Origin of the sequence: Exiguobacterium sp. SH1S1, assembly GCF_004337245.1 — a bacterium.
GTDB classification, from domain to species: domain Bacteria; phylum Bacillota; class Bacilli; order Exiguobacteriales; family Exiguobacteriaceae; genus Exiguobacterium; species Exiguobacterium aurantiacum_A.
This window is the reverse complement of sequence record NZ_SJUZ01000006.1, coordinates 1-15,168: the sequence shown is the minus strand read 5'-3', so window position 1 is coordinate 15,168 and position 15,168 is coordinate 1. Positions and strand designations below refer to the sequence as shown.

General features: G+C 56.9%; 13 protein-coding genes. 4 read left to right on the top strand and 9 right to left on the bottom strand.

From position 1 onward, the window contains the following. Window positions 1-13 precede the first annotated feature (13 nt). Together EVJ23_RS11235 and EVJ23_RS11230 are read right to left on the bottom strand one after the other, a co-directional pair. On the bottom strand, window positions 14-730 hold the full coding sequence (locus EVJ23_RS11235) for an MBL fold metallo-hydrolase (protein WP_131464990.1): 717 nt from the start codon (window positions 728-730) through the stop codon (window positions 14-16). Window positions 731-745: 15 nt separating this feature from the next. Next, window positions 746-1,357, bottom strand: a complete 612-nt coding sequence (locus EVJ23_RS11230; RefSeq protein WP_131464987.1) for an NUDIX hydrolase — start codon at window positions 1,355-1,357, stop codon at window positions 746-748. Window positions 1,358-1,530: 173 nt separating this feature from the next. Here EVJ23_RS11230 and EVJ23_RS11225 point away from each other — a divergent pair, with 173 nt between their 5' ends. After that, window positions 1,531-2,040, top strand: a complete 510-nt coding sequence (locus EVJ23_RS11225; protein WP_131464985.1) for a DinB family protein — start codon at window positions 1,531-1,533, stop codon at window positions 2,038-2,040. A gap of 71 nt (window positions 2,041-2,111) precedes the next feature. Here the strand turns inward: EVJ23_RS11225 and parC are convergent, their stop codons facing one another. From parC to EVJ23_RS11210, 3 genes are all read right to left on the bottom strand, one after another. Beyond that, on the bottom strand, window positions 2,112-4,517 hold the full coding sequence (gene parC / locus EVJ23_RS11220; RefSeq protein WP_131464983.1) for a DNA topoisomerase IV subunit A: 2,406 nt from the start codon (window positions 4,515-4,517) through the stop codon (window positions 2,112-2,114). 2 nt (window positions 4,518-4,519) lie between these two features. After that, window positions 4,520-6,487, bottom strand: a complete 1,968-nt coding sequence (parE, locus tag EVJ23_RS11215; RefSeq protein ID WP_071397535.1) for a DNA topoisomerase IV subunit B — start codon at window positions 6,485-6,487, stop codon at window positions 4,520-4,522. 132 nt (window positions 6,488-6,619) lie between these two features. Then, window positions 6,620-7,024, bottom strand: coding sequence for a CoA-binding protein (locus EVJ23_RS11210; RefSeq protein WP_016508698.1), 405 nt, complete (start codon window positions 7,022-7,024; stop codon window positions 6,620-6,622). Window positions 7,025-7,376: 352 nt separating this feature from the next. Between EVJ23_RS11210 and EVJ23_RS11205 the strand changes: the two genes are divergently transcribed. Then, a complete protein-coding gene (locus EVJ23_RS11205; protein ID WP_131464981.1) occupies window positions 7,377-8,429 on the top strand; it encodes a GGDEF domain-containing protein in 1,053 nt (350 codons plus the stop codon). A 16-nt stretch (window positions 8,430-8,445) separates the two neighbouring features. Next, a complete protein-coding gene (locus EVJ23_RS11200; protein WP_131464978.1) occupies window positions 8,446-9,456 on the top strand; it encodes a tyrosine-type recombinase/integrase in 1,011 nt (336 codons plus the stop codon). Between the two features lie 58 nt (window positions 9,457-9,514). Here the strand turns inward: EVJ23_RS11200 and EVJ23_RS11195 are convergent, their stop codons facing one another. From EVJ23_RS11195 to EVJ23_RS11185, 3 genes are all read right to left on the bottom strand, one after another. Continuing rightward, complete coding sequence (locus EVJ23_RS11195) at window positions 9,515-10,654, bottom strand: hypothetical protein (RefSeq protein ID WP_131464976.1); 1,140 nt, start codon at window positions 10,652-10,654, stop codon at window positions 9,515-9,517. Further along, on the bottom strand, window positions 10,651-11,862 hold the full coding sequence (locus tag EVJ23_RS11190) for a hypothetical protein (protein WP_131464974.1): 1,212 nt from the start codon (window positions 11,860-11,862) through the stop codon (window positions 10,651-10,653). Before EVJ23_RS11190 ends, EVJ23_RS11195 begins: the two co-directional genes overlap by 4 nt. Window positions 11,863-11,932: 70 nt before the next feature. After that, complete coding sequence (locus EVJ23_RS11185; protein WP_131464972.1) at window positions 11,933-13,105, bottom strand: MalY/PatB family protein; 1,173 nt, start codon at window positions 13,103-13,105, stop codon at window positions 11,933-11,935. Between the two features lie 117 nt (window positions 13,106-13,222). On the opposite strand from EVJ23_RS11185, the gene EVJ23_RS11180 reads away from it, so the two are divergent. Beyond that, the gene (locus tag EVJ23_RS11180) at window positions 13,223-13,879 is read left to right on the top strand and encodes a M48 family metallopeptidase (protein WP_131464970.1); all 657 of its coding nucleotides are present in this window, start codon (window positions 13,223-13,225) and stop codon (window positions 13,877-13,879) included. A gap of 49 nt (window positions 13,880-13,928) precedes the next feature. Here the strand turns inward: EVJ23_RS11180 and EVJ23_RS11175 are convergent, their stop codons facing one another. Beyond that, on the bottom strand, window positions 13,929-14,834 hold the full coding sequence (locus EVJ23_RS11175; RefSeq protein WP_201739010.1) for a methyl-accepting chemotaxis protein: 906 nt from the start codon (window positions 14,832-14,834) through the stop codon (window positions 13,929-13,931). Window positions 14,835-15,168 lie beyond the last annotated feature (334 nt).

Below are 15,168 nucleotides of genomic sequence, written 5' to 3'. Positions count from 1 at the left end.
ATACCCCCAAAGATTATCGTGAAAAGCGACGGGCTTGCTTACGCTTAGCCCGTTTCAGTGCCAAATAGAGCCGATGTGTGCCTTCAAGCGCTTTGCCGTGGCCGACGAACGTATGACGCGGTGCCAAGTCAAGCAACCGCTCGGCATGCTCGACCGCGGCCCGCTTGTCCCATGTCGCCAGACCCGGGAGCGGGAACAACGGACGCGTGTCCCCTGCCACTGCGACTCCCCCATGTGATTGGAACGCGTCACCGGCGAACAACAAGCGATGGTGTTCATCAAAGTAAGCGATCGACCCTGGCGTGTGGCCGGCGGCAGCATAGACGCGAAGACCGAACAGCCGCTCACCCGGGTCGAGCAACTTGTCCGGTAGCGACCGGATCGGCGGCAACGAGCCTCTTATGTTGAGTGGCCGCTCACCTGAGTCCGTCGTTCGGTCCCCTGCTAACAAGCGGGCGTCACGGCGTGAGACGTAAAGCTCGGCGTGTGGATGCGCCTTCAGGATCGTATCGACCCCACCGACGTGGTCCCCGTGGGCGTGGGTGAGCAGAATCGCGAGGAGGGGGCGGTCTTGTGCCTCGATATACGTTAAAATGTCAGCGGCGTTCTGCTTCAACCCGGTATCAATCAAGACGAGGCCGAGCTCTTTCTCGATCAATTGGACGTTGATCGGCAAGACGGGTGAATAGAACGTCAGCTGGTGGACATCTTCAATCCGTGTGACTTTCATAAGACCTCCCCTTTCCTAGTCGAACAGTGTGACCCAATCGTCCTGCCACCGGGCGTCAAAGCACATATGGAGCTGTTCGAGCGTGTTGCGTGCGAGCGACAACGGCGGCAAGGCATCACGCGAGAAGAAACCGATCTCGCTCGTCTCATGGCTGACTTGAGCTTCCCCGCCGATCAGCTCACACTCGATGAACAGTTTATAATAATGTTGTGACAACGGCGGGTGCGGGTGACGGTGCATATCGAACAAGGCGACGAGGCGCATCGGGGCGACATCAAAGCCTGCCTCTTCCCCGATTTCCTTGATGATATTGTCTGACGGTGACAGGCCGACCTCACAGAAGCCGCCTGGCAGCGTCCACAGCCCGTCCGACTGCTCACGCACGAGCAGCAACTCGTCGTCTCGGAAGACGACACCGCGTACGTCGAGCTTCGGTGTCGGGTAGCCGTTGACGTGCGTCAGTTCAGTGATCTCATGCAAGGCGAGGTTCGACTGTCGTTCGAACATGTCGGTCGCAATCTGCTGGAGCTCGAGATAACGCTCGCGGTCGAACTCGTCCTTCGTGAACGTCAAGCCCGCTTGCGACAGTGCTTGTAGCCGTTTGGCCCAAGTGAGCCAGTCTGACATAGAAATCCCTCCATCGTTTGTCCTGCTTATCCCATTCGCCATCGGGCTTGATTGTTCCTTTTCATAATACCCGCTCCCGCAAGAAAGTATTTGTCGCTCCAGTCTCGAGTTTACGACACCCGGCTCATGGTATACTCGACGGAAACATCCGTAGCAGTAGAAGGAGGAGGCATATGTCCGCCATCGAATTGTTGTCCCGGTTCAAGCAAGACCTCGACCAATACTCATCAAATCAACTCCGCTATAAGGAGAAGACGGATGTTTGGTCGATCGGGCAGATGTATGACCATATCATCGTCGTCGCCCATGAGTATCTAGACGAGATGGAAGCATGTCTGACGAATGCTGAGCACCAACCGCTCGGGAAGACCGAGTTTGGGGAGCTGTTGTTTAGCGACGGTGGATTCCCCCCTATTAAAATCAAACTACCGGACGAAATGAACGGCCCGCCCGACAATACCGATAGCCGTGAAGCTTTGAAACGCCGTCTTGACGACCTCATCACACGGTTGGAGAAGTGTGCGCCGATGATTCACGCGGCCGACCCGAACTGTAAAGCGCTACATGGCGGCTTCGGCTGGTTGAACGCGCAAGAGTGGTACACGCTCATCGAGATGCACACGCGCCATCATCTACGGCAACAGACGGACTTGGAACAGTATCTTAGAGCGTTCCATGACTGACAAAGACGAATAGAGACAAAAAAAGCCTGCACACGCGACAGTAGATGTCATGTGTGCAGGCTTTTGCTGAATCAATCGAGATAGACGTCCTCGATGTCACCGAACGTCTCCTCGTCGAAGACGAATGAGCCGTTGGCGTAGCGGTCGAGCAGTGTCAGTTGTTTCGCGTTGACCGTCTTCGCGGTCTCTTTGCCGACGATGTGGATCGTTTCATCCCCATGCACCGGAAGCACGCGGCGGATCTGGTGCGGTTTTGATTTGACCTCACGGATGAGCATCGTGCCACGCAAGTTGCGGTTCGTGCAGTCGAATTGGTCTTCGAGCTTCATCTTCTTGACCGCTCCGCGTTGCGTCACGAGGACGAACAGCGGCGGTGTGAAGAAGGCGAACGCGTCGGCGACGACGTCACCGTCTTTCAAGTTCATCGCTTTGACACCGGCGGCACGCTGTCCGACGACCGGGACGTCGTCTTCTTTGAACCAAAGCCCGTATCCACGCTCAGAGACGAGGAAGAGTTGGCCTGGACCGTCACTGATGCCGGCGAAGACGACCTCGTCGTCCCCTTTCAGTTTCAGCGCCATGAGCGCCTTCGACTTGCGCTGGGCGTCATAGTCACGGAGTGGCGTCCGTTTGACCATGCCGTCTTTCGTGACGAACAGGCAGTGTGCGTCCGTCTCGAACGTCGAGACGACGTCGGCCGAGACGACTTGCTCGCCTTCGATCGGCACGAGGTTGGCCACGTGTTGGCCCGCGTCTTTCCATTTCGTCTCCGGGATCTGGTGGACCGGGATGAGCAGATAGCTGCCTTTGTTCGTCCAGACGAGCAAGTGGTCGGTCGTCATCGCCTGGGTGAGGAGGACGGACCGGTCTTTTTGTTTCATCTCCGGCATGTCCTCGCTCGAGGCGCCGTATGAGCGCATCGACGACCGCTTGACGTAGCCGTCACGGCTGACGAACACCATCGTCTCTTCGACGGCGATCATGACCTCGGTCTTCAGTTTCAATTCTTCGACTTCGGCCTCGATGACCGAACGCCGCTCATCACCGAACTCGTCGCGGAGCGCCGTCAACTCTTTTGAGATGAGTTTCCGCTTCGTCGCGTCGACGTTCAAGATGTTGGCGAGGCGCGCGATCTCTTTTTGCAACACTTTCGCTTCTCTTTGGAGCTCGACGATGTCCGTGTTCGTCAAACGATACAATTGAAGCATGACGACCGCTTCGGCTTGACGGTCCGTGAACGAGAAGCGATCCATGAGCTTCTGCTTCGCCTCGGACTTGTCCTTGGCCGAACGGATCAGTTCAAGCGTCTCGTCAAGCACTGAGATGGCTTGCTCGAGCGCGTCGACGATCTCGGCGCGTTTCTTCGCCTGTTCGAGCTCGAACGTCGTCCGGCGGGTGACGACTTCCTCGACGTGTTTCAAATAGGCATCGATGATCGGTAAAAGACCGAGCTGTTTCGGTGTCCGCTGCACGATCGCGACCATGTTGTAGTTATAGGCGAGCTGCAGGTCGGTATGCTTCAAGAAGAAGTGGAGCACACCTTCCGCGTCCGCTTCTTTCTTCAATTCGATGACGACGCGGACCCCGGTCCGGTCGGTCTCGTCACGGACTTCGGCGACGCCTTCGACTTTCTTGTCGAGACGGAGCTCTTCCATCTTCTTGACGAGGTTGGCCTTGTTCACCTCATACGGGAGCTCGGTGATCGTGATCTGTTCACGGCCGCCCTTGAGTGGCTCGATGACCGATTTGGCGCGGATGATGATCTTGCCTTTACCGGTCTCGAACGCTTTCAAGATGCCGTCTTTGCCCATGACCGTGCCACCGGACGGGAAGTCGGGACCTTGCGTGTAACGGAAGGCGTCATTCGGTGTCTCGACTTCGCCGGCGAGTCGGGCGATGGCGAGATTGAGCACCTCGGTCAAGTTGTGCGGTGGAATCTCGGTCGCATACCCCGCCGAGATCCCGGTCGTCCCGTTCATAAGCAGGTTCGGTAGGAGTGACGGCAAGACGAGCGGTTCCTCGGTCGAATCGTCAAAGTTCGGCGTATAGTCGACCGTGTTCTTCGCGATCGACGTCAGCATGACACCGGCGATCTTCGACAGCCGTGCCTCGGTATACCGCATCGCAGCAGCCGAGTCGCCGTCCATCGAGCCGTTGTTCCCGTGCATATCGATGAGCGGGTAGCGGAGCTTCCAGTCTTGCGACAGACGCACCATCGCCTCATAGACAGAAGAGTCACCGTGCGGGTGGTAGTTCCCGATGACATTCCCGACCGTCTTGGCCGATTTCCGGTACGCCTTGTCGTTCGTGTTGCCTTCATGGTGCATCGCATACAAGATCCGGCGCTGTACGGGCTTGAGCCCGTCGCGCGCGTCCGGGAGCGCCCGGTCTTGAATGATATATTTCGAGTAACGCCCGAAACGGTCTCCGACGACCTGTTCGAGCGACAAGTTTAAAATGTGTTGAATCGTCGACATCGTTACATCACTTCCTCAATCGCTTTAGTCACATGTTCATTGGCGATGATCGAATCATCTTCTTGGAGCCCGAAGGCGACGTTCTCCTCGATCCATTCGCGGCGGTGGGCAACGTTGTCCCCCATGAGCACCGAGACGCGCTTGTCGGCGACGGCAGCGTCATCGATCGTCACGCGGATGAGTGTCCGTGTGTCCGGGTTCATCGTCGTCTCCCACAGTTGATCGGCGTTCATCTCACCGAGACCTTTGTAGCGCTGGATGATATAGCCTTTTTTGTACACTTTGACGAGTTTCTCGAGCGCTTCCTCGTCCCAGGCGTATTCGAACTGCTCCGACTTGCCTTTCCCTTTCGAGATGCGATAGAGCGGCGGCAAGGCGACGAACACTTTGCCCGCCTCGACGAGCGGTCGCATGTAACGGAAGAAGAACGTCAGCAAGAGCACTTGGATATGGGCCCCGTCCGTATCGGCATCGGTCATGATGATGACTTTGTCGAAGTTGCAGTCACTGAGATCGAAATCGTGTCCGACCCCGGCGCCGATCGCGTGGATGATCGTGTTGATCTCCTCGTTTTTCATGATGTCATTCAGTTTCGACTTCTCCGAGTTGATGACCTTCCCGCGGAGCGGCAAGATCGCCTGGATCGTCCGGTCACGGCCTTGTTTGGCCGAACCGCCGGCCGAGTCCCCCTCGACGAGGAACAGCTCGTTCTTGGCGGCGTTTTTTGATGTCGCCGGCGTCAGTTTCCCGTTCAGAATGCTCGAACGTTTCTTTTTCTTGCCGTTACGCGCCTCTTCACGTGCTTTTCGGGCCGCTTCGCGGGCCTGGGCCGCGCGGATCGCTTTCTTGATGAGCATCGTCGCCATCTGCGGGTTTTCCTCGAGGAAGATCGTCAGCTGCTTGGCCATGACGGCGTCTGCGCTGGCACGGGCTTCAGGCGAGCCGAGTTTCGACTTCGTCTGTCCCTCGAACTGGAGGAACTCTTCCGGGATCCGGACCGAGACGATGAGCGTCAAGCCTTCACGGACGTCGCCGCCGTCGAGGTTCTTATCTTTTTCTTTCAACAAGCCGTTTTTGCGGGCGTACTCGTTCATGATCCGGGTCATCGCCGTCTTGGCGCCGACTTCATGCGTCCCGCCGTCCCGGGTGCGGACGTTGTTGACGAACGACAACACGTTCTCCGAGTAGGCGTCCGTGAACTGGAAGGCGAGTTCGAGCTCGATATCGTTCTCGGTCCCTTCGAAGTAGACGGTCGGGTGGAGCGTCGCCTTGTCGTCATTCAAATAGTGGACGAACTCGGCGATCCCGTTCTCGTAATGGAACGTCTCTTGCTTGTCCGAGCGTTCGTCGGTCAACGTGATCGTCAACCCTTTCAATAGGAAAGCCGACTCCCGGAGCCGTTCGGCGAGCGTGTCGTAGTTATACGTCGTCGTCGAGAAGATGGTCGTGTCCGGCTTGAAGTAGACGCTCGTTCCGGTCTGGCGGGCTTTTCCCGTCTCGAGGAGCGTCGTCTGTGGCACACCGCCGTCAGCGAACGTCTGCTCGAACACCTTGCCGTCGCGATAGATCGTGACGAGCAGTTTGCTCGAGAGCGCATTGACGACCGAGGCGCCGACCCCGTGCAGTCCGCCTGACGTCTTGTAGCCGCCTTGGCCGAACTTTCCGCCGGCATGGAGGACCGTGAAGATGACCTCCGGCGTCGGTTTTCCCGAGGCGTGCATCCCGGTCGGCATACCACGTCCGTGGTCACGGACCGTGATGGCATCGTCTTTATGGATCGTCACATCGATCTGGTCACCGAAACCGCCGAGCGCCTCGTCGATCGCGTTGTCGACGATCTCGTAGACGAGATGGTGTAGCCCGCGATGGTCGGTCGAGCCGATATACATCCCTGGTCGTTTCCGAACGGCAGCGAGCCCTTCGAGCACTTGGATGGCGTCTTCATTATAATTAAATAGTTTTGTTGACATGTCAGTCACCTCATCTTCGAACACATGTTCGTTTTTCATACCTAATTGTATAGCTGTTTCGGGATTCTGGCAAGCCTTCCCCTCCGCGCCGTCGACGCGTGAAAAAAAGTAGACCTGCCGCAGGGGCAGGTCTCAGCCGAGGAGTCGAGCGTGCTCGACGTAAATACACCGGTTCTCGATGTAGTCAAGTCCGGCAGCATGAACGATTCGTTCGGCGTCCTTGCTCGACAGACCGAGCTGGTTAAAGACGAGTCCGACATCCCCATGACGGACCGCGTCCTCGGCAACGCCGGCCAAATATTCGTTCCGGCGAAACACGTCGACGATATCGATTCGTCCCGGGATGCTCTCGACCGTCGGATACACCTTGCGGCCGTTCCACGTCTCGAGCGTCGGATTGACAGGGATGACCGTATACCCTTGCAGGAGCAAATACTCCGCAATCTGGTTGGCGGTCTTGTTCGGGTTCGATGACACACCGACGACAGCGATCGTCTTCGCTTCAGCGAGATGTTGTTTCAAACGTTGGTCGTCCATCCTGAAATCCCCCTTTTGTTTACGTTCTCAGTGTAACGTTACCTCGTTCCCCGTTTCAAGCTTTATTTTCGCTTAACGGATGAACGGCTGTCGAAACAAAAGTTTATATCCCTCATAGTGGTTTACATAATAATGTATTGTCACCCTGTTGATTCGCTCTTAAATCGGAAGATGCCACCACGTCTGTTTTAACGAATCAAACGACGCTTCTATAAACCTTGCGTGAAATATCTATTTCACGCAATTATAACGTCCTGAAATCAACGTTTACAGAGAGTGGATTGACTCGATTCTCGAACAGGCGTAGGCAAATCCTTACAGTTTCGGTATACTGGAACGAGGAGGTGTTCACGTGGGGACTGCCTATGAGGAACGTCGCGGTACACTGTATAATTACCGCATCACTTTTTACGGGAACGCGCTCGCATGGCTCATCCATGTCGTGTTCTTGGTCACGTTTTGGCGTCTCGACGTCACGGTGCTCGCCTGGTCGAACGTGTTCAGCGTTCTTTATTACACGCTCTCATTTTATTTCGTACATAAACGGTACTACCGGACGTTCTTTATCGGACTGTTCGTCGAAGTCGTCTATAACGCCATCATCTCGACGATCGTCCTCGGGTGGGGCGCGAACGTCCATTACTTCATCATCATGGTGGCGTACGGTGTGTTCTTCATGCCGAACGTCAGCCGCTTGGTCCGCGTCATGTCGACCGGGCTCGCGATGGCGATCTACGGGTTCCTCTACTTGAACGTCACGGTCGGGACACAGCCGCTCGCCCCCATGATCGAGCAAGTGATCGGGTTGACTTGTCTACTGTCGACGATCGCACTCATCGCCGGGCTATCGTTCGTGTTCGAGAACTCGGTCGTCGAGGTGACGACCGAGTTAGAACGGTCGAACGAACGATTGAACGTCCTCGCTTCACGGGACGGATTGACCGGACTGTATAACCGGATGACCGGCTATCAACGAATCGAGCAAGCCATCGCAGAAGCGGTCGCAGACGGCCGCCCATATGCCGTCGCACTCGCTGATATCGACCACTTCAAAGCGTTCAACGAGCGCCACGGCCATGATTGTGGCGATCTCGTCCTCAAACAAGTCGCAGCTGCCCTCGAGCGGACCGACGGGATCTGTGTCCGTTGGGGTGGAGAAGAGTTCTTGCTGTTCATGAGCAATCAGACAGCAGATGAGGTCGCACAGACGCTCGACTGCCTCCGGGAACGGATCAAGACGACCGAGACGATCTATGACGGGCGTCGCCTCAGCGTCACGATGACGTTCGGCGTCTCGTGCCGTGACGGATTGGAGGCCGTCGACACACTCGTCAAAGAAGCAGACGACCGCCTCCGGGCCGGGAAACAGGCCGGCAAGGACCGGATCGTCACATCGATCAGTTAACAAAAGGAGAGATTTTTTGAGTATATTCCGCCAGCTCGGGCAAGCGCCGGCACGTGTCACGACGCAGCGTTTCAAGCTGAACGGATACGAGCGCATGCCCGGCTTCATCCAACGTTTCTTGAACCATTTGGCCGCGAAACACTATTCAGAACAGACCGCGCAGCGGTACTTATACGATTTCTTCGACTTCTTCCGGTGGGTCGAGGCCGCGAGCGCATCCGAGGTCGACCCAACCACGGTCGACCTCGCCTCGTTCGTCGAACTCGATTATGCGGGCGCGGATGCCTATGCGTCCTATCTCGCGCTCGAGCTCGATAACGCCTCGAGCGTCATCAACCGAAAGTTGTCGACGATGCAGTCGTTGTTCAACTTCTTGATCGAGTCCGGGATCGCGTCACACAACCCGTTCCAAGCGGTCGAGCGTCCAAAGCGCGCCAAACGGAACCCGGTCTATTTGACGGAACACGAGTGGCTCGACTTCTCGACGCTCGTCCGCAGCAACGTCGGCATGTCCGACCGCGAGGCGAGCTGGTACGAACGGAACCGCGAGCGTGATTTTCTGATCATCCAGCTGCTCGGACTGACCGGGATGCGCGTCTCCGAACTCGTCGGGCTCGACTGGAGCGACATCGACCTCGCGACCGGGACGATCCGTGTCATCGGGAAGGGGAACAAAGAGCGGGTCATCCCGCTCGCCTCCCCGCTCGAGCCGTTGCTGCTTGACCATCGTCAAGACGGGACCGGGCCGCTGTTCCGTTCCGAGAAAGGAAGACGCATCTCGGTCAGGACGGTGCAACACCTGCTCAAAGGACATATCGACCGGTTGAAACCGTATCTCCCGTTCTTGACCCACAAGCAAGTCACGCCCCACAAACTTCGCCACACGTTCGCTTCCCGGTTGGCGATGAGCGGGGTCGACGTCTTGACGATCCAACAACTGCTCGGTCACGAGTCGGTGGCGACGACGCAAGTCTATGCCCATATCGGTGACGAGAAGAAAAAACAAGCGTTATCCGGTTTACGATAATATATTATGTAAACCATACTGTAAAAGCACGGCCCTCGATTCGTAGAGGGCCGTGCTTTTACAGTTGTTTCGTCGACAAGATGACGATCGTCTCGTCGAGTACCGTATAATAAGCGTCTTCGAACGCCTGTCGCTCGTTCGCCTCCAAGTTGAAGATGCTGACCCCGCCGTTGCGCCCATCGGCCGATTCGTGGATGAAGTAGTTCGCGTCGAGCACCCGTTCGAACGGTGACGTGTCCAAAAATCTCGCCCCGGTCGTCGCATCGATCAACTCCGTATGCTCCATCGATTCTTCGACCTTGATGAAGATGGTCGAACTGACGTCGTCATACGTGAAATCGATCGGCTCATAGGCACCCCAGTCGACGACGGCGAGCTCGTGCAGGACGTCCGGTGCCGCCAGTTCGTACACCGTCTCCTCATTGGCTGCGTCGATGAACGCCGCAAACCGGAGTTTTTTGTCACGCTCCCCGAGATACTGGACCGTGTCCCCCTCCCCTTGCAATCGGATCAAATCATCGAACGGGATCTCGTCCGCTTTCGACCAAACGGCCTCGACCGCCTCGTCGAGCGGACAGATGAGAATCGCTTCGGAATGGTCGATCGGGTCATCGGGTGAGATGCGTCCCGATTCGAGCGCGTCATAGTAATCAAACTCGTCCAACCGTGCGTTACATACAATGTAAGACACGCCTTCGAGCTCCGTCGTGAACAAATACAGTTCACGGAAGCGCCCGGCATGGCCGACGAGCCGCTCGTCACGAATACGTTCTTCGCGGGACGTCTCGGCGTCGAACAGCCACGCCTCGTCCGTAGCCTCGAAACTCGTCAAAAAGAGGAAGTAACGGTCGGCGAGCACCCAGTATAACGTGCTGTTGCCCCGTTTCTCGAACGTCGTCAGCACTTCTTCATCACCTGTACGGTAGTCGAACGCGATCAGTTCCGTGCTCACGACCCCGGTCCGGTCCGGGGTCTCGTTCAAAAAATAGACACGGTCGGCGCTGATGAACAGTTTTGATATGCCATAGTCTTCGAAGACGCGGCGATTGATTTGCGTGATGGTGCCATCCGCTTCATCGTACCGAAAGATGGAAAAGCTCGTCTCCCCCGTCTTCTCACGGTAGTACACGGACGACTCGGTGACGGCGATCAAGTCTTCGTGGCTGATTGACATGGCACGTGCATCGACGATTCTCATAGAGCACCTCTTTCATAAGTGGATTCGATCGGTTCGACTGTGACGATACCGGGAGGACGTTTCGGGAACGAGATCCGAAGGTGGGCGTACTCGATGATCGACTGGTGAGAGTCTGCCTTCTCGACCCAGCGGATCCGTTGCTGGTTCGCGAGCGCGTGGCCGATCTTCTCTTCGATTTGAAACTTGGAGATGCCGCGATAAGCGACTTCTTGAATATAGGTCGACTCATCGGACTCGAACTGCTGCCACACTCCCATGACGAGCTGTCCGAGGGCCGAGACCCGGTTCTCGGGTAAACGGACCGTGCGCAACGTCTGCTCGACTTCTTTCAGACAGACGACCGGGTCGTCGGCGACCGCGAACAGCCGCTTCGCCGAGTTGTTCATGACCCGATAACGGCGCTTCCCGCTCTCGAGCCGAAGCACTTGGGCGTACGGTTCGACCGGTACGCCGTGGAAGAACGTGTCCGTCCCGCCCCAGGCGAACCCGAACGACGGGTCGAACTTCCGGATCGTTCGCATGAACGCGAGCATGAAGTCTTCGACTTCCCTGCGCTCGAGCCGGAGCCATTCGGCGAGCGCCAACGGTCCGTGCTGTTTCGAGATCCGGTCGACCGGAAAGAACAGGTCCCCTTCGGCGAGACGGTGGGGGCGCAGTTCGACCCCATCGGCCCGGTAGTCGGTCGCTTGACGGCCGCTGCGCCCCGCGTAGATGATCCACTCGTCGTCCGTGCTCTCGATGGCGTACGCCTGATGCGCCCAAGGCGGCGTCACATATAGCGCCGGGAACTCCTCATACGTCTCGAGATGCAAGTACGAGCGGTCGTTCCAGATTTGGGCGAGCAACCGGACGATCTCCCCCGTATCCGAGTCTTTCGGGGCGATATAGTTGCCGGTGTTCCCGATATAGGTCAAGACGTGGAAGTCGTAGGCGTGGTAGAGATGCCGGACGATCCGTTCGAACACCGCTGCGATCATCCGCTCGAACAGCGGGTGGTCCTCGCTCCGGTCGACCGTCGTCGCATCGACGGTACACATGAGCCAGCCCATGCGCACATACAGCCGGATGCGGAGCGGATAAGAGATCAACGGCGACGAGGACGCGTGGATCTCCGTCATTCCGATGTTGGCCATATTCTCAACCTCTAGCGTAAACCCGCTACGCCTCAGCTGCTCCTCCATCTTCTTCTTCCAATTGATCGTCTCCATCTGCCTCACTCGCTTTCTGTCGCCACGTCATCTTGACTGACTCGTTCTGAAATTTTTCCCGTTTCTCGTTTCATACAAACGCTTTTCCATCGGAATGGGTCTTGATCCGTCCGAGCGCCTCGTCAACGATCGTCCGGGATGTACCGAAGTTGAGACGCTCGAACATCGACGCCGACGCCCCGAACGGAACACCCGGTGACAAGAAGACCCGCACCTCCTCGTGGAGCCATTTCTTCCGAGCTTCGGGCTCAAGGCCGAGCGCGGCGAAATCGATCCATAACAAGTAACTCGCCTCCGGCATGAAGCACGTCAGCCGGGGTAACTCGGCATTCAGGCGCTCGACGACATAGGTGGCTTGTTCCTCGAGCTCGGCCGTCAGCTGGTCGAGCCATCGTTCCGCCCGGACGTCTGTGTAGGCGGCGATGATGGCCGTATTGGCGAACGGTGTCGGTAGGACGTGGTGTTTGTTTTGGACTTGGATGATCCGTTTGCGCCAGGCGTCATCCGGACAGATGATGTACGACGCGAACAGGCCGGCGATGTTGAACGCCTTCGACGGGGCGCTCACCGTGATGACCCGGTCGTCGAGTCGATTGATCGCCGTATGGTGCTGCGACGGATACGTCAAATCGGCATGGATCTCGTCTGCGACGATGATGACGTCGTACGTTCTCGCCAACTCGACGACGCGCGCGAGCTCGGACTCTGTCCAGACGCGACCGACCGGATTATGCGGTGAACAGAGCAAAAACAGTTTCGCCTGTCGCATTGCGTGTTCGAGGGCGTCAAAATCCATCTCATACTTGCCATCGACTTGTTTGAGCGGGGCGTCACGCACAACGCGTTTCAACCCGGTCACGAGTTCATGGAATGGTGGATAGACCGGTGATTGGATGACGATCCCGTCCCCTTCCTTCGTCAACGCCTCGACGATGTGGGTCAGTCCGGGCACGACCCCGCTCGAGAACAACACATGTTCGGGGGTGACGTCGAGTCCGTGTCTCCGCCCGTACCAAGAGCTGACGGCTTCCTGGGCTTCTTTCGCGAACATCGTATAGCCGAACTCTCCGGTCGCCGCACGCGCCGCGAGCGCTTCCGAGATCGAAGGTGCCGTCCGGATATCGATATCGGCCACCCAGAGCGGCAGTACGTCAGACTTCACATGGAACCAGCGCTCGAGGCCGTCCCATTTCACCGAGTCGGTGCCGACTCGGTCAAGCGGTTGATGTAAGATTGATTTCATAGTGATCCCTCCTGTCCCTACTGTAACAAAAATTGAAGCAACTGGTCGTCAAAAGCGTGGCGGATTTTCGAGACGTCGGCTATAATCGACCGAGAACAGTGTTTGGAGGTGACAACGATGAGCGTAAGTATCATCCGCCATAAACGGCGAAAGAAAGCGGCTTTCTACATAACGGCCGAAGGGATCGAGCTCCGCATCCCGGCCCGACTGTCGAACCGGGTCGTCGAGACGATCTTACGCGAGCATGCGGACTGGATAAACGACCGGCTCGCGGCATTACCTAAAGCCCCGTCATTGCCGAACGACCGGCTCCGTTATCGAGGTGAGACCGTGCCGCTCGTGCGCACGAACACCGTTGACGCCTTCGACTACGACGGGACAGCTTTCCGTTGCCCGGACCGGTGGGACGAGTCCAGGATAGGGGCCGCATACGAGGCGTGGCTCCGCGACGAGGCGCTCACTTATGTCACCGGGCGGGCGCCCCACTATGAACGTCTGCTCGGGGTGAGCGCCGCGCGCATCCGCATCGGCCATCAAAAGACGCGCTGGGGCTCGTGCAGCTCGCGCGGAACGATCTCGATCAACGTCCGGCTCATGCTCGCCCCGGTTGAGGTGATGGATTACGTCATCGCCCATGAGTGGACGCATCTCGTCCATTTCGACCACTCCAAATCGTTTTGGTCGACTTTATCCTCTGTTTATCCGGACGTCGATGGTGCGATGGCCTGGTTGAAACAACACGGTCATACGCTCGTCGTCAAAAAAACCAATTGAGCGGACTCGCCACCGACGACGGTGGCGGTTCCTTCAATTGGTTTTTTCGTCAGATCGCCGAAGTGAACTGTTCGGCCGTCCCGTTCAATGACTGGGCCGACTGCTCGATCTTCCCGAAGCGTTCGAGCGTCGCTTCCATGATGTTGACACTCGCATTAATGTCTTCGTTCGATCGTGAGACGCCGTCGACGATCGAGGCGAGCTCTTTGTTCATCCCCTCGGTGTTGGCCCGGACCTCGATGACGGCGCGCTCGACGAGACGAGACAAGTTACGGACCTCGGTCGCGACGACGTTGAAGCCGAGGCCGTGTTCACCTGCCCGCGCCGCCTCGATGGCGGCGTTCAGTGACAACAGGTTCGTCTGGGCCGCGATCTCTTTGATCGTGCTGGCGATTTTCGTGATCTCTGCCGCTTGGTCTTGAAGGTTGCCGAGCGTCTTCAAGTTTACCGATGCGTCCGACTCGAGCCGCTCGATCGTCCGCTTCAAATGTAGGCTCTCCTCCATGCCACGGCGGGCCCGGTCATCAAGATTCTCGGCCATATCACGGAACGTGCGGGCGTATCGTTCGATCGTCTGTTGCCGCTCGGTGATGTCCGAGGCGATCTTGACGACACCGATGACGTCATCCCCCTCATAGATTGGCATATACGTCGCCTCGAGCCAAATCGAGTCGCCCCGGGCGTCGACGCGCTCGATCTTGTCGGCCGAGCTGAACCCGTCGAACAACTTGTTCCAAAACGCTTGATAGTCCGTACTGTTGACGAAGTTCGGCGTACAGAACAGATGGTGCTGCATCCCGATCATCTCGTCGCGTTTGTATTTCATCGCCTTGGCGAAGGCGTCGTTCACATCGACGACACGGCGCTGGCGGTCAAATCGAATCATCGCCATGTTCGCTTCGATGGCGCGAAGCACGTCTGGTGACGATAGGCTGACATCTCTCGTTTCAATCATTCCGATAATTCCCACCTTTATAATTTGAGTTATTTCAGGACATTTTTCCTTTGTTAGTACAATCGAGTTCAAGTGTAACTTGTGATAAAAGTCCTGACTAGCGCCGTTTTTAACAGTAAGTCAATATCTTGAGTTTGAAGTATTTACCAACTTCATCACAGGTTATCAGACAATGAATCGCAAAAAAAGAACTCCTCGTTTACAGGATGATATGCTCCCCAATAGGTAGACAGATGAAATAACAAATCTGTTTATCTATTGGGGAGTGTTTTTTTATGGCGAGAAGTCGGCATTCGATTGAACAAAAACTGAGTGCACTACGTATGCTGGAAGA

Coding starts and splice junctions, on each gene's coding strand:
- EVJ23_RS11235 (WP_131464990.1), bottom strand. CDS start 730: ATGAAAGTCACACGGATTGAAGATGTCCACCAGCTGACGTTCTATTCA.
- EVJ23_RS11230 (WP_131464987.1), bottom strand. CDS start 1,357: ATGTCAGACTGGCTCACTTGGGCCAAACGGCTACAAGCACTGTCGCAA.
- EVJ23_RS11225 (WP_131464985.1), top strand. CDS start 1,531: ATGTCCGCCATCGAATTGTTGTCCCGGTTCAAGCAAGACCTCGACCAA.
- parC (WP_131464983.1), bottom strand. CDS start 4,517: ATGTCGACGATTCAACACATTTTAAACTTGTCGCTCGAACAGGTCGTC.
- parE (WP_071397535.1), bottom strand. CDS start 6,487: ATGTCAACAAAACTATTTAATTATAATGAAGACGCCATCCAAGTGCTC.
- EVJ23_RS11210 (WP_016508698.1), bottom strand. CDS start 7,024: ATGGACGACCAACGTTTGAAACAACATCTCGCTGAAGCGAAGACGATC.
- EVJ23_RS11195 (WP_131464976.1), bottom strand. CDS start 10,654: ATGAGAATCGTCGATGCACGTGCCATGTCAATCAGCCACGAAGACTTG.
- EVJ23_RS11190 (WP_131464974.1), bottom strand. CDS start 11,862: ATGGAGACGATCAATTGGAAGAAGAAGATGGAGGAGCAGCTGAGGCGT.
- EVJ23_RS11185 (WP_131464972.1), bottom strand. CDS start 13,105: ATGAAATCAATCTTACATCAACCGCTTGACCGAGTCGGCACCGACTCG.
- EVJ23_RS11180 (WP_131464970.1), top strand. CDS start 13,223: ATGAGCGTAAGTATCATCCGCCATAAACGGCGAAAGAAAGCGGCTTTC.
- EVJ23_RS11175 (WP_201739010.1), bottom strand. CDS start 14,834: ATGATTGAAACGAGAGATGTCAGCCTATCGTCACCAGACGTGCTTCGC.